Genomic DNA, 19,628 nt, shown 5'->3' with positions numbered 1-19,628 from the left:
TACATAGCAGGAGCAATGAGCATCATGGAACAAAATACGGACAACGTATTTAACTTCAGTGCAGGGCCAGCAGGTCTGCCTAAAGCAGTTATGCAGCAAGCACAAAAGGAACTAATCGATTGGCAAGGTCTTGGCACTTCGGTCATGGAAATCAGCCACCGAAGCAAAGAGTTCATCAAAGTTGCAGAAGAAGCCGAGCAGGATTTACGTGATCTTCTGAATATTCCGGACAACTATAAAGTGCTGTTCTGCCAAGGTGGTGCTCGTGCTCAGTTTGCTGCTGTTCCTCTAAACTTACTTGGTGATGCCGATACGGCAACTTACATCGATGGTGGTTATTGGGCTGGAAGCGCGGTAGCTGAAGCGAAAAAATACTGCGAACCAGACGTGTTTGATGCAAAAACAGAAATCAACGGGAAAGTCGCGGTTCTACCTGCAAGTGAATGGAAAATTGCTCCAGAAGCGGCTTACGTTCACTTCTGTCCAAATGAGACCATTGATGGTATTGAGATTAACGATCTTCCTATCACCGACAAACCGATTGTTGCTGACATGTCTTCGACAATTCTTTCTCGTGAAATCGATGTGTCTAAATACGGTGTGATTTACGCGGGCGCTCAGAAAAATATTGGTCCTTCCGGCATTGCTATTGCTATCGTGCGCGATGATTTATTAGGTATGGCGAAGCAGGTACTACCAAGTATCTTGGATTACACTGTTTTGGCAGAAAAAGAATCAATGTTCAACACGCCACCAACCTTTGCATGGTACCTGTCTGGTCTTGTTTTCAAATGGCTGAAGGCACAGGGTGGAGTAAAAGCGATTGAGCAAGTGAACCGCGCTAAAGCCGCGCTACTGTATGATTACATCGATCAGTCTGATTTCTACCGTAATGGCGTGCACTCAGCGAACCGTTCTTTGATGAACGTGCCATTTCAACTTGCTAAGCCTGAACTGGATGCAACCTTCCTTGAGTTAGCAGACTCTAAAGGGCTGAAAGCTCTAAAAGGTCACCGAGCAGTTGGTGGTATGCGAGCATCCATTTATAACGCAATGCCGCTAGAAGGCGTTCAAGCGTTAGTAGACTTCATGCAAGAGTTTGAGAAAAACTACGCGTAAGCTCAAACTGATAGTTGTTCTCCAAAGCGTCGCTATTGCGGCGCTTTTGTTTATCTCAACTCACATCATTCCAGGAAGGTAAAATGACCAAGGCAAATATTGAAGCGCTGACTAAGCAGTTCCCACTCTTGGCTGCACTTATTGATCTTGAAGAGGTTTGTTGGTTCAACCCCCATATCACTTCCTTGGAGGAAGGCTTACCTCATGTCGGGTTAGATGAAAAAGATATTCAAGCGGCGAGTGAACGGCTAACACGATTTGCGCCTTATTTGATGAAAGCGTTTCCCGAAACGGAAACGTCGCGTGGCGTTATTGAGTCCGCAGTGGTGGATATTCCCAATATGAAAGTGCGTTTGGAGCAGCAATACGACACGCCAATATTGGGCCATTTAATGCTCAAAAAAGACAGTCATTTGCCAATTTCTGGTTCGATCAAAGCGAGAGGTGGTATTTATGAAGTGCTCACTCATGCAGAAAAGTTGGCGTTTGATGCCGGCTTGCTCTGTGAAAGCGATGATTACAGCAAATTGTTCAGCAATGAGTTTCGGCAGTTTTTTAAGCAGTACAGTATTGCGGTTGGCTCAACCGGCAATCTTGGTATGTCCATCGGCATCATGAGTGCGAAGCTGGGTTTTTCAGTTTCAGTCCACATGTCTGCGGATGCGCGGGAATGGAAGAAAAATAAGCTCCGGTCACATGGTGTTAATGTCGTAGAGCACCAAGAAGATTATGGTATTGCTGTCGAGCAAGGTCGTAAAGAGGCAGAAAAAGATCCCAACTGTTTCTTTATCGATGATGAAAACTCACGGACGCTGTTTCTAGGTTACTCTGTTGCGGGTGAGCGTCTTAAGCAGCAATTTGATGACTTGGGAATCGTGGTTGATGAGCATCATCCATTGTTTGTTTATCTTCCTTGTGGTGTTGGCGGTGGACCTGGTGGGGTGGCATTTGGCTTGAAGGTAGCATTTGGCGAGCATGTCCACTGTATTTTCGCAGAGCCAACGCACTCACCGTGCATGCTGTTGGGCGTACATACAGGCTTGCATGACGATATTTCGGTACAAGATTTGGGTATCGATAACATCACCGCCGCTGATGGTTTGGCAGTCGGGCGTGCCTCGGGATTTGTCGGAAGAGCGATGGAAAGGCTACTTGATGGTTTTTACACCATTGATGACGCTCGTATGTATCACCACTTGGGTGAGTTAAGTGAACTGGAAGGTATTAATCTAGAGCCTTCTGCATTAGCCGGTATGATTGGGGCAGTGCACGTCTCGAATAACCATGCTTATCAGTCTCGAATGAAATTTGACGAAGAAAAACTCAAAAACGCAACGCATCTTGTTTGGGCAACAGGTGGGGGCATGGTTCCGGAAGATGAAATGGCGGCTTATCTCAAAAAATCTGGTCGGTAAATCAGCACTGTATACGTGCTTAATTAGGTAACTAATAATACAGGAATAACAAAAGGGCTCATCGTTTGATGAGCCCTTCTCGTCACTGAAAATCGAATTATAGAGATTGTAATAGCTGGTAGTAACGACCTTTTTGAGCGAGTAGCGTTGGATGGTCGCCTTGTTCGATGATCTCACCTTGTTCCATCAAACAGATGCTATCCATACTTTCTAACTCTATCAGTCGGTGTGTAATGAATACTACTGTCTTATTAGCAAAGTGTTCATTGAAAAGCGCCATCACTTTTTGTTCCGTACGCTTATCGAGGCCTTCAGTCGGCTCATCTAAGAGTAGGATTGGGGCATCACGTAGCAATGCTCGAGCAATACCGATTCGGCGTTTCTCACCACCAGATAACTGACGACCGCCGTCGCCTAACCAAGCGTCTAAACCCGGCTCTTCAAGAAGTCCGCCAAGCTCGACTTTTTGTAAAATAGTAGACAGTTGCTCATCACTTGCGTCCGGAGCGGCCATGAGTAAGTTGTCACGTAGTGTCCCGTTTAGTACATCTACGCGTTGACTGACCACTGTCATTGCTGCTCGCAGGTCCGACTCGCTCCAATCTTGCAGTTTTGTACCACCGATTCGAACTTCACCTTGGTTTACATCCCAGTAGCGACAAAGAAGCTGAATCAGTGTTGATTTACCTGAACCTGTTTGACCTACAATTGCAGTTTTAGTGCCCAACGGTAGTGAGAGTGACAAGTCTTTCAGCACCTTTTGCTGACCGTCAGGGTAAGTAAAATCTATGTTGTCGAATTCAATGTCTAACGTTGTGTCTTTATGTTTCGACTGCTCAGGGAAGACAACGTCAGGTTCAGCCAAAATTACTTCATTTAAACGACGAGCAGAGGTCAACGTTTGACCGAGATACTGGAATGCGCCCGCGATAGGCATCAGAATCTCAAAGCTCGCCATGGTTGCAAACGCAAACAGCGCAATCCAAGGATCAGGAGCACGACCACCTACGCCGTCTGCAGCAAACCAAAGCATCACAACCAGTGTAAGGCCGTTCACCAGCATAAGCAGGCCTGAAGCCATGCCCGTTAAATTCGCGTTCACAAATTGGTTAGACAGCAACTGCTTCTGCTTCTCTAGAATGAGATTACGATAACGTTCTTCTGCTCCAAAGATACTCAGTTCACTGTAGCCTTGAAGCCAGTCCAGTGTCGCCACTCGAAATTGCGCTTTATGATGAGTGAGATTCTCGCCATTATTTTTACCCAGTTTATAGAACAGCACTGGCCATACAAACAACATGACGGTAAGAATCGAGCCAAGCAGTAGGGCGAGATGCCAATCAAAGAAAGCCAGGATAGCCGTTAAACACAATATGCCAAAAATACCAATCACGACAGGGCTGATAAGTCGAAGGTAAACGTGATCCATCGCGTCTACGTCCGCTACTAGGCGGTTGAGCAGATCGGCATCACGCATCGTAGAAACACGACCCGGAATCAGTGGTGCAAGTTTCTTAAAGAAGAAGATACGTAGATCGGTAAGCAGCTTGAACGTTGCATTGTGGCTAACGACACGTTCTCCCCATCGACCTGCGGTTCGAGCCATTGCAGCGCCGCGTACCCCGGCACCTGGTAACATGTAGTTGAAGGTCTCACGAGCAACCGTCAAGCCTGCCACCGCTGCGGCTGAAATAAACCAACCTGATAGCGTTAATAAGCCAATAGACGCCGCTAAGGTCAGAAATGCCAGTAGCATACCTAGCGAAAGACCAAACCAGTGTTTTTTATAGAGTTTTAGATAAGGGAGTAAATCACGCATCTAAGTTCCCCTTGTCTGTTTCACGTTGTGCGAGGTTCGCTTCCAACATGTCTTTAAATAAGCCATCTTCTGTCGACAGTGTGGCGTAATCACCACGTTGAACAATCTGGCCGTCCTGCATAACAAGAATTTGCGATACGTTTTGTAAAGGCGCAAGTTGGTGAGTAATCATCAAATTCGTTGTGGCATGCGCATACTTGTTAATGCCTTCCATCACGAGTTTTTCACTGCGAGCATCTAAGCTTGCGGTTGGTTCATCTAATAACCAAAAACGACCATTTTGTAGCATGGCGCGAGCCAGTGCTAAACGCTGCGCTTGGCCGACAGATAAACCACCAGAACGATCAGATATCGGATAATCCAACCCATGCATTTCAACAAATTCAGCAGCGTGAGAGTCATTCAACACAGAATGTACGTCTGCATCCTGAATATTGTGCTTACCTAGTGTGATGTTATCTCGAATGCTACCGTGTAATAGCATCGGGTTTTGACCAATCCAGCTTACTGCCTCTCGCCATGTGGCTAGATCCAGTTGCGACAATTCGCAGCCATTAATTTTTAAGCTACCTTGATAAGGCATGAAACCGAGGATTGTGTTTACCAAACTTGTTTTACCTGCGCCACTTGGTCCAACTAAAGCCGTACTTTTGTTGGCTTCAAGAGAGAAGGATAGGGGACCTGCGAGCTGCTTACCTTCCGGACTAAAAATGGTTAACTGGTCCGCTTCAATATGGATAGGGCTGTTTTTATCTAACGCTTGGGTACCATCTTTGATTTGATCGACTTCCAAATCCAGAAACTCGACAATGCTTTCTGCTGCGCCAACCGCTTGCTGTTTTGCATGATAGAACGTGCCCAAATCGCGTAATGGCTGATAAAACTCTGGAGCAAGAATCAGAATGAACAAACCAGCAAAGAGCGTAACACCTGTGCCGTAGTAGCCGAAGTCCAGCTCCCCGATATAACTAAAGCCAAAGTAGACAGCGGTAATTGCGATAGAAATGGAAGTGAAAAACTCTAACACCGCAGAAGACAGAAACGCGATTTTCAGAACGTCCATGGTACGAGTACGAAAGACTTCTGAAGCACCCTTTAGCGTCTCAGTTTCAGATTTTGTTCTATCGAATAAGCGAATGGTTGTCATTGCTTGCAAGCGGTCATAAAAGTGACCCGACAAACGCTGCATCGCTTTAAAGTTTTTACGGTTTGCTTCTGCGGCTTTCATCCCAACCAGTGCCATGAAAATAGGCACCAGTGGTGCAGTGACCAGGAAGATCAAGCCTGTTGCCCAGTTTACTGGGAATACGACAACCAAAATGATGAAAGGCACTAGTACCGATAATGACATTTGAGGCAAGTAGCGTGAGAAGAAATCTTGCATATCTTCTACCTGCTCTAAGATGAGCGTTGCCCAACTGCCAGCAGGTTTGCCTTTGATGTAAGCTGGCCCAAGTTTATGAACTTTATCTAAAATGAGTTGGCGAATATAAACTCGAATTTGCTCCCCGCAACGGTAACCGGCAAGCTCTCGACCCCAGGTACAAGCAGCTCGACCGATAACCGTGCCACCGAGCCCAACAAAATGCCAAATGAGGTCGGCTTTGTCGACTTGGTCAATGATTAACTGGTGCAGAATGGAGGCGAGCAGGGCTGCTTGAGCCAATAAAAACACGCTTGAAAGTACGCCTAGGCCTATCGCAATCATAAGCCAGCGCTTGGCTAACTTACTTTGTTGCTTCAGCCACTTATTCAAGCTGCTTTGCTTTTTCTTATCCATCGTGAAGGCTTAATGATAATTGTTTTAATGAGGCGGTAGTATACAAAAGAAAACCCAGCGGGAATACCGCTGGGCTTTAAGGATATGACACAAATGTGAAAAGTTATTTGTCACCAAGTGAGTCTAAGAAACGTTCAGCATCTAATGCAGCCATACAACCTGTACCTGCAGAGGTGATCGCTTGACGGTAGTTGTGGTCCATTACGTCGCCAGCTGCAAATACACCTTCGATACTAGTTTGTGTTGCGTTGCCTTCAAGACCTGATTGAACGATGATGTAGCCATCTTTCATGTCTACTTGGCCTTCAAAGATTTGTGTGTTTGGCTGGTGGCCAATTGCGATGAATGCACCCATTACATCGATATCTTCTGTCGCACCGCTGTTCACGTCTTTAATGCGGACGCCCGTTACGCCCATATCGTCTCCCAGTACTTCATCGAGAGTGCGATCGGTATGAAGAACGATATTACCGCTTTCAACTTTATCCATCAGACGTTTCACAAGGATCTTCTCTGCGCGGAATGAATCGCGGCGGTGGATCAGGTGAACTTCTGACGCAATGTTAGATAGGTATAGCGCTTCTTCAACAGCCGTGTTACCACCGCCCACAACTGCAACTTTCTGATTACGGTAGAAGAAACCGTCACAGGTTGCACAAGCAGAAACGCCGCGACCTTTAAATGCTTCTTCAGACTCAAGGCCAAGGTATTTTGCTGATGCGCCGGTAGATATGATTAAGGCATCACAAGTGTACTCACCTGAGTCGCCTTTTAAACGAAATGGGCGTTGTGATAGCTCTACTTCATTGATGTGATCAAATACGATTTCAGTTTCGAAACGCTCGGCGTGTTCTTTCATGCGATCCATCAATGCTGGACCTGTCAGTCCCTCAGCATCGCCTGGCCAGTTTTCAACTTCAGTTGTGGTGGTTAGCTGACCACCTTGTTGCATTCCCGTCACAAGCACAGGGTTTAAGTTTGCACGCGCTGCGTAGACGGCAGCTGTGTATCCTGCAGGACCAGAACCAAGAATTAATAATTTACAGTGTTTTACGTCGCTCATTATGGCTCCAAAAAGGGCGTAACATTTCCCTCGATTGTATGGAAATTCTTAGTGCTTTAAAAGCATAAACAACGATTGTGATCGAATAATTGGTTATAGATTAGAACCCACTAAATATTGATTGAGAACGTTGACTTCTAGCATAAAATTCTATTCATAGTAGAGAAGTCTAGTTTCAAATATTGTCAAAGCGTAAAACTGAAACATGGCTCTGTTTTTGTGGTTTAATTTGGTTTGTTATGTTGTTTTGGTCGTTTTGTTGAAGCTATCAACGTTAAAAGCTGGTAATTGCAGAATATTTGCGTAACCTAGTGTGTAAATTAAATGTTAATTAATGTGCCTCATTAAAGGAGCAAATGATGTTACATTCACGTGAGAATACTCTACATTTAACACAGCTCAGCATGGCAGCAATTGAGCAGCTTTCCCCATCGTTTGAAGAACTGCCTCGTACCGAACATGCAGATGGTCAGTATCGACTACGACGTTATTCTGTGGTTGGTTTTGATAACGGCAAAGTCATCGACTTAAATAAAAATAGCTTTGTTCAATCCTCTGATATCAACCGATTTCAAGGTGATGTAGTAAGACAATTCGAGCCAATTGAGAAGGATATTCTTACCAGCGATGGATTTCGAGAAATGTGTGAATTGTTTGTCAATGCGAATCATCTGCCAAACGGTCAAGAAATAGAAATTCACCAAATCCGTATCAGGGCACTGGAAGAAGAAACCCAAGTAGCACCTGAAGGTGTGCACCAAGACGGTTTTGATCATATTGCAATGGTTGGTGTGGGACGCCATAACATCATCGGTGGCGACATCATGCTGTACAGCAGCCATAACCAAGCCCCATTTTTCCGTAAAGTGCTAGAAACCGGAGAGGTCGCAATCTTGGCTGATAGCAAGCTGTGGCATAACGCGTGCCCAATCCGCTCTGTTATTGATGACGAAGCGGGCCATATGGATGTATTTGTACTCACTGCTACGGATAAGCGTAATGAACTTCAATCTTAATCAGATCAGAGAGCAGTTTCCGGCGTTGGCTCAATACCACAACGACAAGCCCGTGACGTTTTTTGATGGTCCAGGTGGCTCACAAGTGCCTCAATCAGTACTAGACAGTATGGTAGGGTATTTAGGTCGTTTCAACGCTAACTTAGGCGGGCATTATTTTTCTAGCCAAGTGACCGTTGACGTAATGCAAAATGCGCGTGAGTCGGCTCAGGCTCTACTTAATGCCCCTTCATCTGGCAATATTGTCTTCGGTGCCAATATGACCTCACTAACCTTTCAGCTTAGTCGCGCGATTAGTCGAGATTGGCAAGCAGGAGATGAGATCATTGTTTCCGCTTTGGATCACTATTCAAATGTATCCAGCTGGCAGCAAGCGGCAGAAGATAAAGGCGTTACGGTTCATCAAGTTCGTATCAACGAAGAAGATTGTACGCTGGATATGGAGCATTTAAGCCGCCTTCTTTCTGATAAAACGCGCCTTGTCGCTGTGACTTATGCATCGAACACGACGGGCTCTATTGTGGATGTACAGCAAGTAGTCAGCATGGCGCACAATGTTGGGGCACAAGTTTATGTGGATGCCGTCCATTATGCGCCTCATCATTTGGTTGATGTTCAAGCGTTAGGTTGTGACTTTTTAGCTTGCTCAGCTTACAAGTTTTTCGGACCGCACGTTGGTATTGCTTACATAGCCGATCAGTGGCTCCACAGTATTCGCCCTTACAAAGTCGAGCCTGCCACTAATATAGGTCCAGGTCGATTTGAAACAGGAACGCAAAGTTTTGAAGGTCTTGCTGGTGTCGTTTCTGCGGTTGAGTATCTGGCTCAATTTGGTGAAGTCGGTTTACCTCTTCGCCAACGGTTGGAGCAAAGCTACCAACTGTATGAACAACATGAGCAGCGCTTGAGTGGGCGTTTCTTACAGCGTTTGAATGCATTAGATGGTGTCAATCTATTCGGTATCGCAAAGGAAGATAGCCAACTCCGCACGCCAACTTTTGCGCTAACGTTTGACCGATATTCTCCAGAGTTCATCGCGAAAACACTGGGTGAACATAACATTTGTGTATGGAATGGTCACTTTTATGCGTTGGGCTTAGTTCGTCAACTTGGTTTAGAAGAATCGGGTGGTGTAGTGCGAATTGGTTGTATGCATTACAACACAATAGAAGAAGTCGATATGTTATTCGATGTGCTAGAAAGCATCCTTGACGCATAACTAACGATTTCTTCCTAATAGAAAAACAAAAGCTCGAGTCAAACTCGAGCTTTTTTCGTTTTTATTTGAATCAACGCGTTTACAAGCGATTACGCACTAACTTCAACTTCATAGGAAGTGAATTTTCTTACATTAATAACGCCAGTATCAAAGATGAGGTATTGACCTTTGATGCCTTGCAAAGTGCCAGTAACAACCGGGTTTTTATCGAAGTTATGCGAAGTGATCTTCGTTGGGTGCTGTTGTACCGGGTAGCTAAGGTCGGTAATGCTTTCGTTTAATACTTCAATGGCATCTTCGCCGAATTGCTGTTTTATCTCGGCAATTTTCTCTTCGACTAAAGGCAATAGCTCAGCAAAACGGTCCTGCAATGCCATAGGTTCACCGTCACCTTTAAGCAGTGTGCGCCAATTGGTCTTGTCTGCGATATGTTTCGCCAGTTCAACTTCAATTAAACCGGAGATATGGCGAGTTTTTACTTTAAAAATTGGCAAGCCCTGAGTCGCGCCTTGGTCAATCCAACGAGTCGGGATTTGAGTATGACGAGTAATACCAACTTTTAAGCTGGATGTGTTGGACAGGTAGACAAAGTGATCCACCATGCAATTCTCTTCACCCCATTGTGGTTCGCGACAAGTCCCTTGATCGTAGTGGCAGGTCTCTGGCTTCATGATACACATGTCGCAGCTTGCTAGCTTTTTCATGCATACAAAACAGTGGCCTTGCGAATAACTCTTTTTCGTTTTCTTTCCACATGAGCAACAAAAAATATTGCCAGTGTGAGTCAGTGTGAGCGTTTTACCCAGAAACGGAGTTAAGTCGATTTCTTCCTCACCGACAGGAAGACGGTAGTTGACGGCACCGTCCAGAGAAGCACGCATTTTGTTTAGCGTGCCAGTTGCAATTAATGACATGACATTACTCATTATTGTGTTTTTGCACAGTATATACTGAAGTGGAGAAGAGATGCAGGGTTGACAGGAGCTTTAAAGTAAATGTCTTGCACTAAATTATTATGCATCGTGTTTTATTTTCTAAAAATTATGGCTGTGAAATGCTTCGCAAATTGAAGTTGAGCTGCACTTTTTAGAAATTTTAAAACGTGATAACGGTTCAAAATCCGTTACTATGTGTCGAAACTAAGAATTGAATGAGAAAGTGATTTTATTTCTTGATAAATCACCTTGATTTCATTTTTTGAAATTATTGAACCTCACGTATTGCATATAATCTCAGCAGGTCACTTGCCCATGAAGTGGATCCATAACTTTATCTTTGCTCTTTCTATTTGCACTATCAGTTTGGTTGCCCTTTATAGTGTGCCTGGCGATACGCGAAAGCTGACCATTACACCTGAGCATTTCAATATCTATGCAACTAAAGATGCCAGTGAAGGAGGTGTGAGTGAGGCAGATATCGCATACGATCGGCAAAGCCTAGTCCTTAGCTGTGAACTAAAGCAGAGCTCGTATGATTGGCCTTACTGCGGAATCTCGGTTTATACCGATTCAGCAACGCCAACACAGGGTATTGACCTTTCCAACTACCATACGATTCGATTGAAGGTGCGATATGAAGAGGCAGGAATAGGGGCTAACCCTCGCCACGACCTACGTTTGTATCTTCGCAATTATAATTCTGAGTATTCCAAGCCGGACGACGAGTACACCATTAAATATAATGGCATGCAGTTTTCTCCATCGGGTTCGAGCGATATTGTCGAAATTCCGATTAAAAATCTTCAGGTGATGACCTGGTGGTTAGTAGATAACGGAGTCGCGATTGAGCACTCTGCACCTGAATTTTCAAACATCACACGTATTGATATTGCAACTGGGTCTGGTGCGGCACTTGGTAAACATAGAATTGTGATTGATAAAATTGAGTTTGAAGGCGCTTACCTTGCGCAAGAAACATTGTTGTATGCATTATTACTCTCTTGGATGGCGCTTGGACTGGCGTTTTCACTTCATGAGTTACGAAAAAATAGAGTGGCTTATGAAAAAGCACAAAAGCGTCACCGTCATTTGGAAAAGGTGAATGATACTTTGCGAGCTCAAAACTACGAGTTTGCAGAGTTAGCGCATAGAGATGCTTTGACGGGCGCGATGAACCGATATGCTGTGCAACACTGGCTGGAACAACAATCTCGTCAGGTTCGCTGGGGGCATAACACCTTCAGTATTCTCTATTTGGACTTGGATAAGTTTAAAAAGGTGAACGACAAATTTGGGCACCAAATGGGGGATGACATATTGCGCGAATTTGTCATGGTGGTAGCGACTTCTATTTACTCAGACGATCGACTCGTTCGTTGGGGCGGCGAAGAGTTTGTCGTATTTTGCCCTGATACCAATATTGAACAAGCGTTAGAGAAGGCAGAAATGATTCGCAAAAATGTGGAGGATCATTTGTGGGTGCACGGTGAATCATTAACTTGCAGTATTGGCGTTGCCCAAATGCAGAATGAACGCGTCTCAGAAACCATGGCGAGAGCTGACGAAGTGTTGTATCAGGCGAAGCGCAATGGCCGCAACCGAGTGGAAGCTCATTATGGTTTACTTGCTTGCGAAAAGAAGCAAGCCTGATAGCCGTTCACTGAAAGGAAAGAAAAAAGGTGGCCAACTGGCCACCAAGAGGGAAACTGCTGAACACCACTTAGGGGGGAAGTTTGGGTTATCGATACGATTACCGTGAGCAGCAGTGTAGTGCTAATCGAACTTGCTATTTTTACCAGAACAACCAAGCGAAAAGCGTTAGTGCAGCAATACACGCAATGTTTAATACGAAACCAATTCGCATCATTTCTTTTTGCTTGATATGACCCGTACCGAACACAATCGCGTTTGGAGGTGTTGCAACTGGTAACATAAATGCACAAGATGCAGCGACGGCAATCAGTGCAGAAAGAATAACCGGAGACATGCCTAAGGCTTCTGCAATGGTCGCAAAGACAGGGACAAGTAGCGCAGCACTGGCGGTGTTACTCGCAAACTCAGTCAAGAAGACAACAAAAGCAACCACTGCAAGAATCGTTAAGAGAATACCGGCTTGCTCAAGGAAGCCTGACAAGCTATGAGCCAAAAATACGCTTGTTCCGGTTGTTTTTAGGACGTTACTCAAACAGATACCACCACCAAATAGGATTAACACACCCCAGTCGGTTGTTTTCTCGATATCTTTCCACTCGACGGCGCGAGAAGCACCAAGTAGAAGGATGGCGCCAATAGCTACAAGAGTATCGAACTTCGCGAAGCCACCCAGCATAGCGTTAATAGGCTTACTGAATATCCACAACGTCACGGTCAGTAAGAAAATCGCCAACGTAATCATTTTGCCGTTTGTCCATTCGACTGGTTGATGGTCAAGGTCAAACTTGTGGCTAAGGTCAGGCTTAGTCATCGTGTACAATACGAGGATAGCGATTGGCATTAATACTAGGGAAATAGGTACACCAAACTTCATCCATTCAGTGAAGCTAAGGCCAACTTCAGCTGCTGCAATTGCGTTTGGTGGGCTACCAACCAGTGTTGCAATACCACCAATTGAAGCACTGTAAGCGATACCGAGTAGAACAAACAAAAAGGTGTTGTGGTTTTTCTTGGCGTCTAGCTTTGTCATCACACCCAGCACAAGCGGTAACATCATCGCGGCGGTGGCGGTGTTTGAAATCCACATTGACAGGCCAGCACTCACACCAAATAGCATGAATACAGCGACAGACATTTTTCCTCTTGCCAGCAATAGTACTTTATCTGCAATAGCTTGATCTAGCTTTTGTTTATGTAGAGCCGCAGCTAGTGCAAAACCACCCAAAAATAGAAAAATGATGGAGTTGGAAAAGTTATTCAGTGCGGCTTGAGTGTTGAACACACCCAAAAATACCGCAAGTAGTGGTATGAGCAGCGCAGTAATGCTGACGTGAATCGCTTCGGTTAGCCACAAAATAGCAACAAAAACTAAGATGCTCAGGCCGGTTACTACTTGTGGTTCAAAGGGTAAGGTATTAAACAAGATAATGAACAATAGGATATTCGCGTTCAAAATCATGCTGTTGCGAGTGAAGAACCAATTCTTCAATGTCACAGCGAGTGCGGTCATGGGTAGTGCTCCTTTTGCATTGCCTTTTGTCGGTTTTTTTATGGCAAAGTAACTGACTTGTAGTTATTTATTGATGAAATGTTACTTTGAATGCGAAAAAGAGTTTTGCCTGAATCGTAGAGCAAATTAGAAAGTGTGATGTTGAGAATTGGAAATGGGTAGAAAACTACCCATTTGTTTTATAGAAATGTTACTAGGCTTGTGAGCCACGTTATTCCTCTATTCGACGGGGACTTGAAGAGGCTCGTTATCTGCTTTATTTGGCTCTTTTACTGCAACGATAGGTTCTTGAGGGCCAAGGAACTTAGGCTGCGTATTGATAATGTACAGGTCTAAAAACGCTTTCACACGGGCTAGCAGTTCTCGAACACGCATCGATGTTTTTTGCTTGTTGGCCGTCGGCCCTGCTACCGCGAGACACTGTGCATCAATGCTGTAAGCATCAGCGATGAACAGTGCGCGTTCGCAGTGAAAGCGTTGAGTCACAATCAGAAATCGCTCCGAAGCAAAAATTTTTTTTGCTCGTACAATCGAATCTAAGGTACGAAAGCCAGCATAATCAAGGTGAATCACTTCTTCAGGCACGCCTGCTTTAAGTAAGTCGCGTTTCATTGTCCACGGTTCGTTGTATGAACGGTGGGCGTTATCACCACTCAATAAAAACTGTTTTACTTTGCCTTGGTTGTAAAGCTCAATCGCCGCATTAATGCGATGAGTGTAGTAAGTGTTGAGGATCTTTCCGATGTATTTACTGGTACCAAGAACTACGGCAACCTCATGTTGAGGGATTTGCTCGTATTCAGTGAAAATGCTCTCTTTGGCTTGTAAAACCACCCACCGGTCGATGGCAATAACAGAAACAAGCAGACTAAGTGCAGAGATCGACAAAATCAAAGCAAATCGCTTCCAGGAAAATTTCAGCTTCCACTTTGATCTTATGCGAGAAAACAACAAAACGTTTTATATCCTTAACTAAAAATGTAGTTCTCATCATATCTGATAGAAACAAAAAGAGAGAAGCCCATTTATGCCAAAATCTGGTTAGGATGATAAAAAAATAAAAGCCCCTACATGGTAGGGGCTAATTATTGAACGAATTGTCTCAAGCTTAGAACGCAGTGCGTTTGTAGCGGCGGTAAACAGGTTGCCAGAACGACTGTTCAATTGCCACGTTCAATGCTTCATCAGTAATTTCTAATGCGACACCTTGTTCAATTGCCTTTTTACCAACGGCAAATGCGATTTTTTTCGATACTAAGTGGATCTCTTCTAGTGGTGGAAGTAGAGCCCCACGACCGTTGATTGCTAGAGGAGAACATGTTGCGAGCGCGCGGCTTGATTCCATTAGCATCTCGTCAGTGACACGTTTTGCATTGACAGCAAGTACACCAAGGCCAATGCCTGGGAAGATGTAGCTGTTGTTACATTGTGCAATAGGGTAAGTGCGACCTTCATGAACCACTGGCTCAAATGGGCTACCTGTCGCAACCAGTGCTTCACCATTTGTCCAACGAATGATGTCGTTCGGTGTCGCTTCCACGCGGCTTGTTGGGTTCGACAGTGGGAAGACAATCGGACGCTTACAGTGTTTATGCATTTCTTCGATGACTTCTTGGCTAAATAGGCCAGGAGCACCAGAAACACCAATTAGTACCGTTGGCTTGGCGTTACGCATTACATCGAGTAGTGAGAAGCCATTTCCTTCATTTTCCCACTCTTTCGTATTGGTATGCTTTTGCACCAAGCGTTGTTGGAAATCAAGAAGGTTAGGCATGCCTTCTTGTAACAGACCCCAACGGTCAACCATGTAAACTTGTGAGCGAGCTTGCTCGTCAGAAATTCCTTCCGATACCATTTGTGCGATGATCGCTTCTGCGATACCACAACCAGCAGACCCTGCCCCTAGGAAGGTAATACGTTGTTTAGAAAGCTGAGTTCCTGCTGCTTTACAAGCTGCAAGTAGAGAACCAACAGTAACAGCTGCAGTACCCTGAATATCATCATTGAAGCAACACACGCGGTCTTTGTAACGCTCTAGAAGAGGCATCGCATTTTTCTGAGCAAAGTCTTCGAACTGGATCAAAGCATCAGGCCAACGGCGCTGTACCGCTTGGATAAACTCTTCTACAAATGCATCGTATTCTGCACCCGTAATACGAGGATGACGCCAACCCATGTACATCGGATCAGCTAAGCGTTGCGGGTTATTGGTACCCACATCAAGAACGATTGGTAGCGTGTAAGCAGGGCTGATACCACCACACGCGGTATATAGTGACAGTTTACCGATTGGAATACCCATGCCGCCGATACCTTGGTCACCCAAGCCAAGGATACGTTCGCCATCTGTCACAACAATCACTTTAACGTTGTGGTTTGCTGCGTTGTTCAGCAAGTCGTCAATACGGTCACGGTTCGGGTATGAAATGAACAGACCGCGACCACGACGGTAAATGTTAGAGAAGTTTTCACATGCTGCGCCAACAGTCGGCGTGTAGATGATAGGCATCATCTCAGAAATGTGATTTTGCACTAGGCGGTAATACAATGTTTCGTTGGTGTCTTGGATGTTACGCAGATAAATGTGCTTATCCATATCGCTTTCGAAACTTTTGTATTGCTGGTAGGCACGTTCCACCTGCTCTTGGATAGTTTCGGTCGACTCTGGAAGCAGACCTTCTAAGTTGAATGAACTACGTTCTTCAGCAGAGAATGCACTGCCTTTGTTCAAAAGAGGGGTTGCTAAAAGAGCCGGACCCGCATATGGAATATATAGTGGGCGTTTATCGTTGTTCATTGGGTGCCTTATGTAGGGTTGAAGGATGCGCACCAAATTTTAACGGGTTCACTATTTAGTTGTAAACATGCGTTGATGCACATCAATGTAATGTCGCAAAAAAATTCAGATACCGACGAAAATATCGGCAATATTGGTTGTTTAGAGATACCTAAAGCAGGATTTTTTTACTTGGGTATAATGTTTTGCATCATCAAATCAAATCCAATTTCTATGTTTCAACTACCTATCGACAGCCTGCAAGCCGAGTTTGACCATCATGTAAACCTTAACCATCTTGTGGTGGAAGCCGAAACCGGGTCGGGTAAATCTACCCGCTTGCCCATGTGGGCGGCAAAACACGGACGCGTTCTGGTTATTGAACCACGTCGAATTGCTTGTACCTCGCTGGCTGAATTTCTTGCGGAGCAATCTGGAGAGCCAATAGGTCGCAAAGTCGGTTACGCGATCAAGCTTCATGCCTACTTTGATGAAAAAACCGAAGTTGTATTTGTGACTCCGGGGGTTGCACTGCGTTGGTTTTCGGAAAACAAGCTAGCAGACTTTGATGTCGTGATAGTGGACGAATTTCACGAGCGACGCTGGGATATTGATCTATTAACCGCCATTTTGAAGCAAGAAAATCAACATCGATTGATCGTCACTTCCGCTACCTTAGAAGGCGAAAAGCTTTCTCGTTACCTGAATGCTAAGCGTCTGCGTTCGGAGGGACGTTGCTTTCCAGTCACGGTGACACATCGTTCCACAGACAGCCGCTATTTACCGAACAAAAAGGGATGTGAACAGGAGGTTGTCGGAGCGGTAAAAGAAGCACTGGAAGATGAAGATGGCGATATTCTTGTTTTTCTCCCAGGACGTAAAGAGATCGCCCAATGCGCGCAGATGCTACAAAGCAGCAGTGATGTCATGGTGGTTAAACTTCATGCCTCGGTCAGTGATGAAGAACGACATCGTGCGCTGACGGTACAAAAGCAACGGAAAGTCGTATTGGCAACCAACGTCGCGGAAACCTCTCTGACCATTCCTAACATCCGTGTGGTAATCGATAGTGGTTTAGAGCGCAGAACTGTACAACGAAATGGACGTACAGCACTGACATTAACCAACATTTCTAAGGCCAGTGCCGCGCAGCGAATGGGGCGAGCAGGTCGCGTTACCGAAGGGGCTTGTATTCGTCTATATGGTGAGCACGCGCCTTTAGAATTAGTGACGCCTCCAGAATTACACAGAGAAGAGCTCGTCGAGCCCATGCTGGCAGCGGCTTGTTGTGGGTACCGTCTCTCAACACTCGATTTTCTCGACTCAATTCCAGAAAAGTCGCTAGAGGCATCTCATTCGACGTTGTTATCCATGGAAGCGATTGATGAGGATGGCAATGTCACGCAGCACGGGAGAAAAGTATACCCACTACCCATTGATGCACTGTTTGCCGATCTCGTTACCAGAATTCAAGCGAAGCCAGAGAAGGAAGCAATGATTGATTTGGCTGCCGCCTTATCTGTGCCTGCGCAGCTCTATCAGCGACAAAGTGGTGAAGTTGCTGAGCTTCTATCTCAAGAGGAGCCATACGGATGTGATGCCTCTTTACTGATCCGTTTGGTTCGAGGGGAGCAACTCTCAGGCATTATCATTGACGCTAGCGCGCTCGAAGAGGCACTAGGTTTAGCGAAACAAATGCGAGAAGTGTTTGAATTGCCGGAACTTGACGTTGCCTCTCGATATAAACGTGAAGCGCTCTTTTTCTCCATCGCCTCATTGCACCCTGAGCTTGTGTTTGTCCGACGAGCTCGTCGAAGGGATGCTCTAGGAAATGGCGTAGTCGAGATGCTGGTTGGGCGTAACAGCCGCTTTCCTGATAAAGAAGAAGCGGCCATCGTGCTAGATAGCCATAGCGTGCCAGGACGAGGTGTTAAGCAAACACTAAACCTCGCATCGGTTATGATGCCTATCCCGCTGACGTTGTTACGCGAACTTGAATTTGGGGAGTGGCGACAAGGTGAGACGAATTATGAAGAAGAGACGCCAAGAGCAACAATGCATTTGGTCTACGCCGGGCGAACAGTCTGTTCTGAACACCAAGCGTTACAAGGTGATGTTGCTGTTCAGTCTATTGTCGAAATGATAGAAGACGAGACACTGTTACCAGGTTTTGCTTCTCAAAGAAAACAACAAATCCAACACTGGAAACTCTACAACGCATTGGGCCTTAATGTCGAAGGAGAAGAGGTTAACGACTTGGCCTCCTTGACATTTTCTAGCTGGTTAAAGGATCAGTTGGAAACATTAGGCGTTGAAAATGTCGATGATATGGCGTTATTTGAACCGGAAGACTTAACATTTAACGGTGTTCCAGAATGGGAATACGACGATTTCACGGAGCAGTACCCTTTAGAACTTTCGCTGCCAGAACTCCAACTGGATGTTGAGTATTACGCGTCTCGCAAGCTGGTACAGGTCGTTTATCGAGAGGGAAACCGTAAGGGAGACCCGAAGCGTTGGGAGCTGCCACGCTGGGCTGGTTGGAAGATACAGTATAAAAAGGCCAGTCGAGTGATTGATGTGAAGTAGGTCGGCGGATGACGTTGTGACAAGAATTGATATTTTCTTGGTGAATCTATAATTATTTCATATTGATAGCGTTACTTGTGTGTTGTTTTTAGTTTCTTAATTGAAATATTAATCAATTGAATGCTTATATATGGCGAAGCTGTACATCAGTTGTTACAAAGCTGGTTTTAATATTTCCTTTTGTATGTAAATTAGGGCATAAAAGACGAATGTTTTATATCCCATTGCTATATCAAAACAGTTGAACGATATTTGGTATATCTCATTTTCGAGTGTCGGGGGCATAGAATGGATCAACAAGGAAAGACGTGCATTGAATTCGACTACACTAGCTTTTTAGGAGCGACAGGTAGTAAGAAATGGACCTTTTTAGAGGCATTTGCCACCATCGCGCCTATTTTCGGTTTGATGTGGAAACAGAACATTGCGGAATTGAGCAAGCCTGAAGATCGGTTGTGGGATGCCGCATTAAAATCGATGTCTTCTCGTAAAAGTGATGAATCCAATTTGGTCCGCTTAACCCAGCTAGCTAAACATGAAGGGATCAATGAATTGCGAGTCGTTATGCCATATTCGCTCGATGTTCAGCAAATCGAGTACATAGAATCTCGCAGTCAGTTGAAGGTGGATACGTCAGAACAAGATGTCCTTAACATCAAGTTTTAGGCTGAGCATTTCCACTTCATCGATGTACCACTTAACAATAGTGCAATGAAAAGCGACCTCAAAGT

General features: G+C 45.0%; 14 protein-coding genes. 7 read left to right on the top strand and 7 right to left on the bottom strand.

The annotated features are described in order from the left end of the window. Positions 1-24 precede the first annotated feature (24 nt). Together serC and R7E47_RS09195 are read left to right on the top strand one after the other, a co-directional pair. The gene (gene serC / locus R7E47_RS09200) at positions 25-1,119 is read left to right on the top strand and encodes a 3-phosphoserine/phosphohydroxythreonine transaminase (protein ID WP_064353824.1); all 1,095 of its coding nucleotides are present in this window, start codon (positions 25-27) and stop codon (positions 1,117-1,119) included. A gap of 83 nt (positions 1,120-1,202) precedes the next feature. Continuing rightward, a complete protein-coding gene (locus tag R7E47_RS09195; protein ID WP_053349523.1) occupies positions 1,203-2,534 on the top strand; it encodes a D-serine ammonia-lyase in 1,332 nt (443 codons plus the stop codon). A gap of 97 nt (positions 2,535-2,631) precedes the next feature. Here R7E47_RS09195 and cydC read toward each other — a convergent pair whose 3' ends face one another. The 3 genes from cydC to trxB all read right to left on the bottom strand — a co-directional run bounded on the left by cydC (position 2,632) and on the right by trxB (position 7,196). Beyond that, the gene (cydC, locus tag R7E47_RS09190; protein ID WP_154204674.1) at positions 2,632-4,353 is read right to left on the bottom strand and encodes a heme ABC transporter ATP-binding protein/permease CydC; all 1,722 of its coding nucleotides are present in this window, start codon (positions 4,351-4,353) and stop codon (positions 2,632-2,634) included. Beyond that, positions 4,346-6,133 carry a heme ABC transporter permease/ATP-binding protein CydD gene (gene cydD, locus R7E47_RS09185; protein ID WP_318084149.1) on the bottom strand — a complete coding sequence of 596 codons (1,788 nt, stop codon included), beginning with the start codon at positions 6,131-6,133 and terminating at the stop codon, positions 4,346-4,348. Before cydD ends, cydC begins: the two co-directional genes overlap by 8 nt. Positions 6,134-6,236: 103 nt before the next feature. After that, on the bottom strand, positions 6,237-7,196 hold the full coding sequence (gene trxB / locus R7E47_RS09180; protein WP_005377991.1) for a thioredoxin-disulfide reductase: 960 nt from the start codon (positions 7,194-7,196) through the stop codon (positions 6,237-6,239). A 359-nt stretch (positions 7,197-7,555) separates the two neighbouring features. Here trxB and R7E47_RS09175 point away from each other — a divergent pair, with 359 nt between their 5' ends. Together R7E47_RS09175 and R7E47_RS09170 are read left to right on the top strand one after the other, a co-directional pair. Next, positions 7,556-8,212, top strand: coding sequence for a 2OG-Fe dioxygenase family protein (locus R7E47_RS09175; protein ID WP_005377989.1), 657 nt, complete (start codon positions 7,556-7,558; stop codon positions 8,210-8,212). After that, positions 8,196-9,431: a cysteine desulfurase-like protein gene (locus R7E47_RS09170; protein WP_017634865.1), complete on the top strand. Its 1,236-nt coding sequence runs from the start codon at positions 8,196-8,198 to the stop codon at positions 9,429-9,431. Before R7E47_RS09175 ends, R7E47_RS09170 begins: the two co-directional genes overlap by 17 nt. A gap of 89 nt (positions 9,432-9,520) precedes the next feature. Here the strand turns inward: R7E47_RS09170 and R7E47_RS09165 are convergent, their stop codons facing one another. Beyond that, positions 9,521-10,345 (bottom strand): DUF2797 domain-containing protein, encoded by an 825-nt coding sequence (locus R7E47_RS09165; protein ID WP_053303179.1) that lies wholly within the window; start codon positions 10,343-10,345, stop codon positions 9,521-9,523. Positions 10,346-10,681: 336 nt separating this feature from the next. Here R7E47_RS09165 and R7E47_RS09160 point away from each other — a divergent pair, with 336 nt between their 5' ends. After that, complete coding sequence (locus R7E47_RS09160) at positions 10,682-12,019, top strand: GGDEF domain-containing protein (RefSeq protein ID WP_318084146.1); 1,338 nt, start codon at positions 10,682-10,684, stop codon at positions 12,017-12,019. A 142-nt stretch (positions 12,020-12,161) separates the two neighbouring features. Here the strand turns inward: R7E47_RS09160 and R7E47_RS09155 are convergent, their stop codons facing one another. From R7E47_RS09155 to R7E47_RS09145, 3 genes are all read right to left on the bottom strand, one after another. After that, positions 12,162-13,532 carry an SLC13 family permease gene (locus tag R7E47_RS09155; RefSeq protein WP_130546003.1) on the bottom strand — a complete coding sequence of 457 codons (1,371 nt, stop codon included), beginning with the start codon at positions 13,530-13,532 and terminating at the stop codon, positions 12,162-12,164. Between the two features lie 219 nt (positions 13,533-13,751). Beyond that, on the bottom strand, positions 13,752-14,486 hold the full coding sequence (locus R7E47_RS09150) for a vancomycin high temperature exclusion protein (RefSeq protein WP_205390822.1): 735 nt from the start codon (positions 14,484-14,486) through the stop codon (positions 13,752-13,754). 154 nt (positions 14,487-14,640) lie between these two features. Beyond that, positions 14,641-16,329 carry an NAD-dependent malic enzyme gene (locus R7E47_RS09145; RefSeq protein ID WP_005377977.1) on the bottom strand — a complete coding sequence of 563 codons (1,689 nt, stop codon included), beginning with the start codon at positions 16,327-16,329 and terminating at the stop codon, positions 14,641-14,643. 213 nt (positions 16,330-16,542) lie between these two features. Here R7E47_RS09145 and R7E47_RS09140 point away from each other — a divergent pair, with 213 nt between their 5' ends. Continuing rightward, positions 16,543-18,897 (top strand): helicase-related protein, encoded by a 2,355-nt coding sequence (locus R7E47_RS09140; protein WP_213895494.1) that lies wholly within the window; start codon positions 16,543-16,545, stop codon positions 18,895-18,897. A gap of 288 nt (positions 18,898-19,185) precedes the next feature. Then, a complete protein-coding gene (locus tag R7E47_RS09135; protein WP_005377965.1) occupies positions 19,186-19,563 on the top strand; it encodes a hypothetical protein in 378 nt (125 codons plus the stop codon). Positions 19,564-19,628 lie beyond the last annotated feature (65 nt).

The organism is Vibrio sp. Vb1026 (genome assembly GCF_033338745.1).
GTDB lineage: Bacteria > Pseudomonadota > Gammaproteobacteria > Enterobacterales > Vibrionaceae > Vibrio > Vibrio alginolyticus.
Note: the sequence above shows the minus strand (reverse complement) of the source record. Positions and strands in the feature narration are given on the sequence as shown.

Bases quoted from the DNA above. Each gene is read 5' to 3' on its own strand.
- serC (WP_064353824.1), top strand. From the start codon at position 25: ATGGAACAAAATACGGACAACGTATTTAACTTCAGTGCAGGGCCAGCA.
- R7E47_RS09195 (WP_053349523.1), top strand. From the start codon at position 1,203: ATGACCAAGGCAAATATTGAAGCGCTGACTAAGCAGTTCCCACTCTTG.
- cydC (WP_154204674.1), bottom strand. From the start codon at position 4,353: ATGCGTGATTTACTCCCTTATCTAAAACTCTATAAAAAACACTGGTTT.
- cydD (WP_318084149.1), bottom strand. From the start codon at position 6,133: ATGGATAAGAAAAAGCAAAGCAGCTTGAATAAGTGGCTGAAGCAACAA.
- trxB (WP_005377991.1), bottom strand. From the start codon at position 7,196: ATGAGCGACGTAAAACACTGTAAATTATTAATTCTTGGTTCTGGTCCT.
- R7E47_RS09175 (WP_005377989.1), top strand. From the start codon at position 7,556: ATGTTACATTCACGTGAGAATACTCTACATTTAACACAGCTCAGCATG.
- R7E47_RS09170 (WP_017634865.1), top strand. From the start codon at position 8,196: ATGAACTTCAATCTTAATCAGATCAGAGAGCAGTTTCCGGCGTTGGCT.
- R7E47_RS09165 (WP_053303179.1), bottom strand. From the start codon at position 10,345: ATGTCATTAATTGCAACTGGCACGCTAAACAAAATGCGTGCTTCTCTG.
- R7E47_RS09160 (WP_318084146.1), top strand. From the start codon at position 10,682: ATGAAGTGGATCCATAACTTTATCTTTGCTCTTTCTATTTGCACTATC.
- R7E47_RS09155 (WP_130546003.1), bottom strand. From the start codon at position 13,532: ATGACCGCACTCGCTGTGACATTGAAGAATTGGTTCTTCACTCGCAAC.
- R7E47_RS09145 (WP_005377977.1), bottom strand. From the start codon at position 16,329: ATGAACAACGATAAACGCCCACTATATATTCCATATGCGGGTCCGGCT.
- R7E47_RS09140 (WP_213895494.1), top strand. From the start codon at position 16,543: ATGTTTCAACTACCTATCGACAGCCTGCAAGCCGAGTTTGACCATCAT.
- R7E47_RS09135 (WP_005377965.1), top strand. From the start codon at position 19,186: ATGGATCAACAAGGAAAGACGTGCATTGAATTCGACTACACTAGCTTT.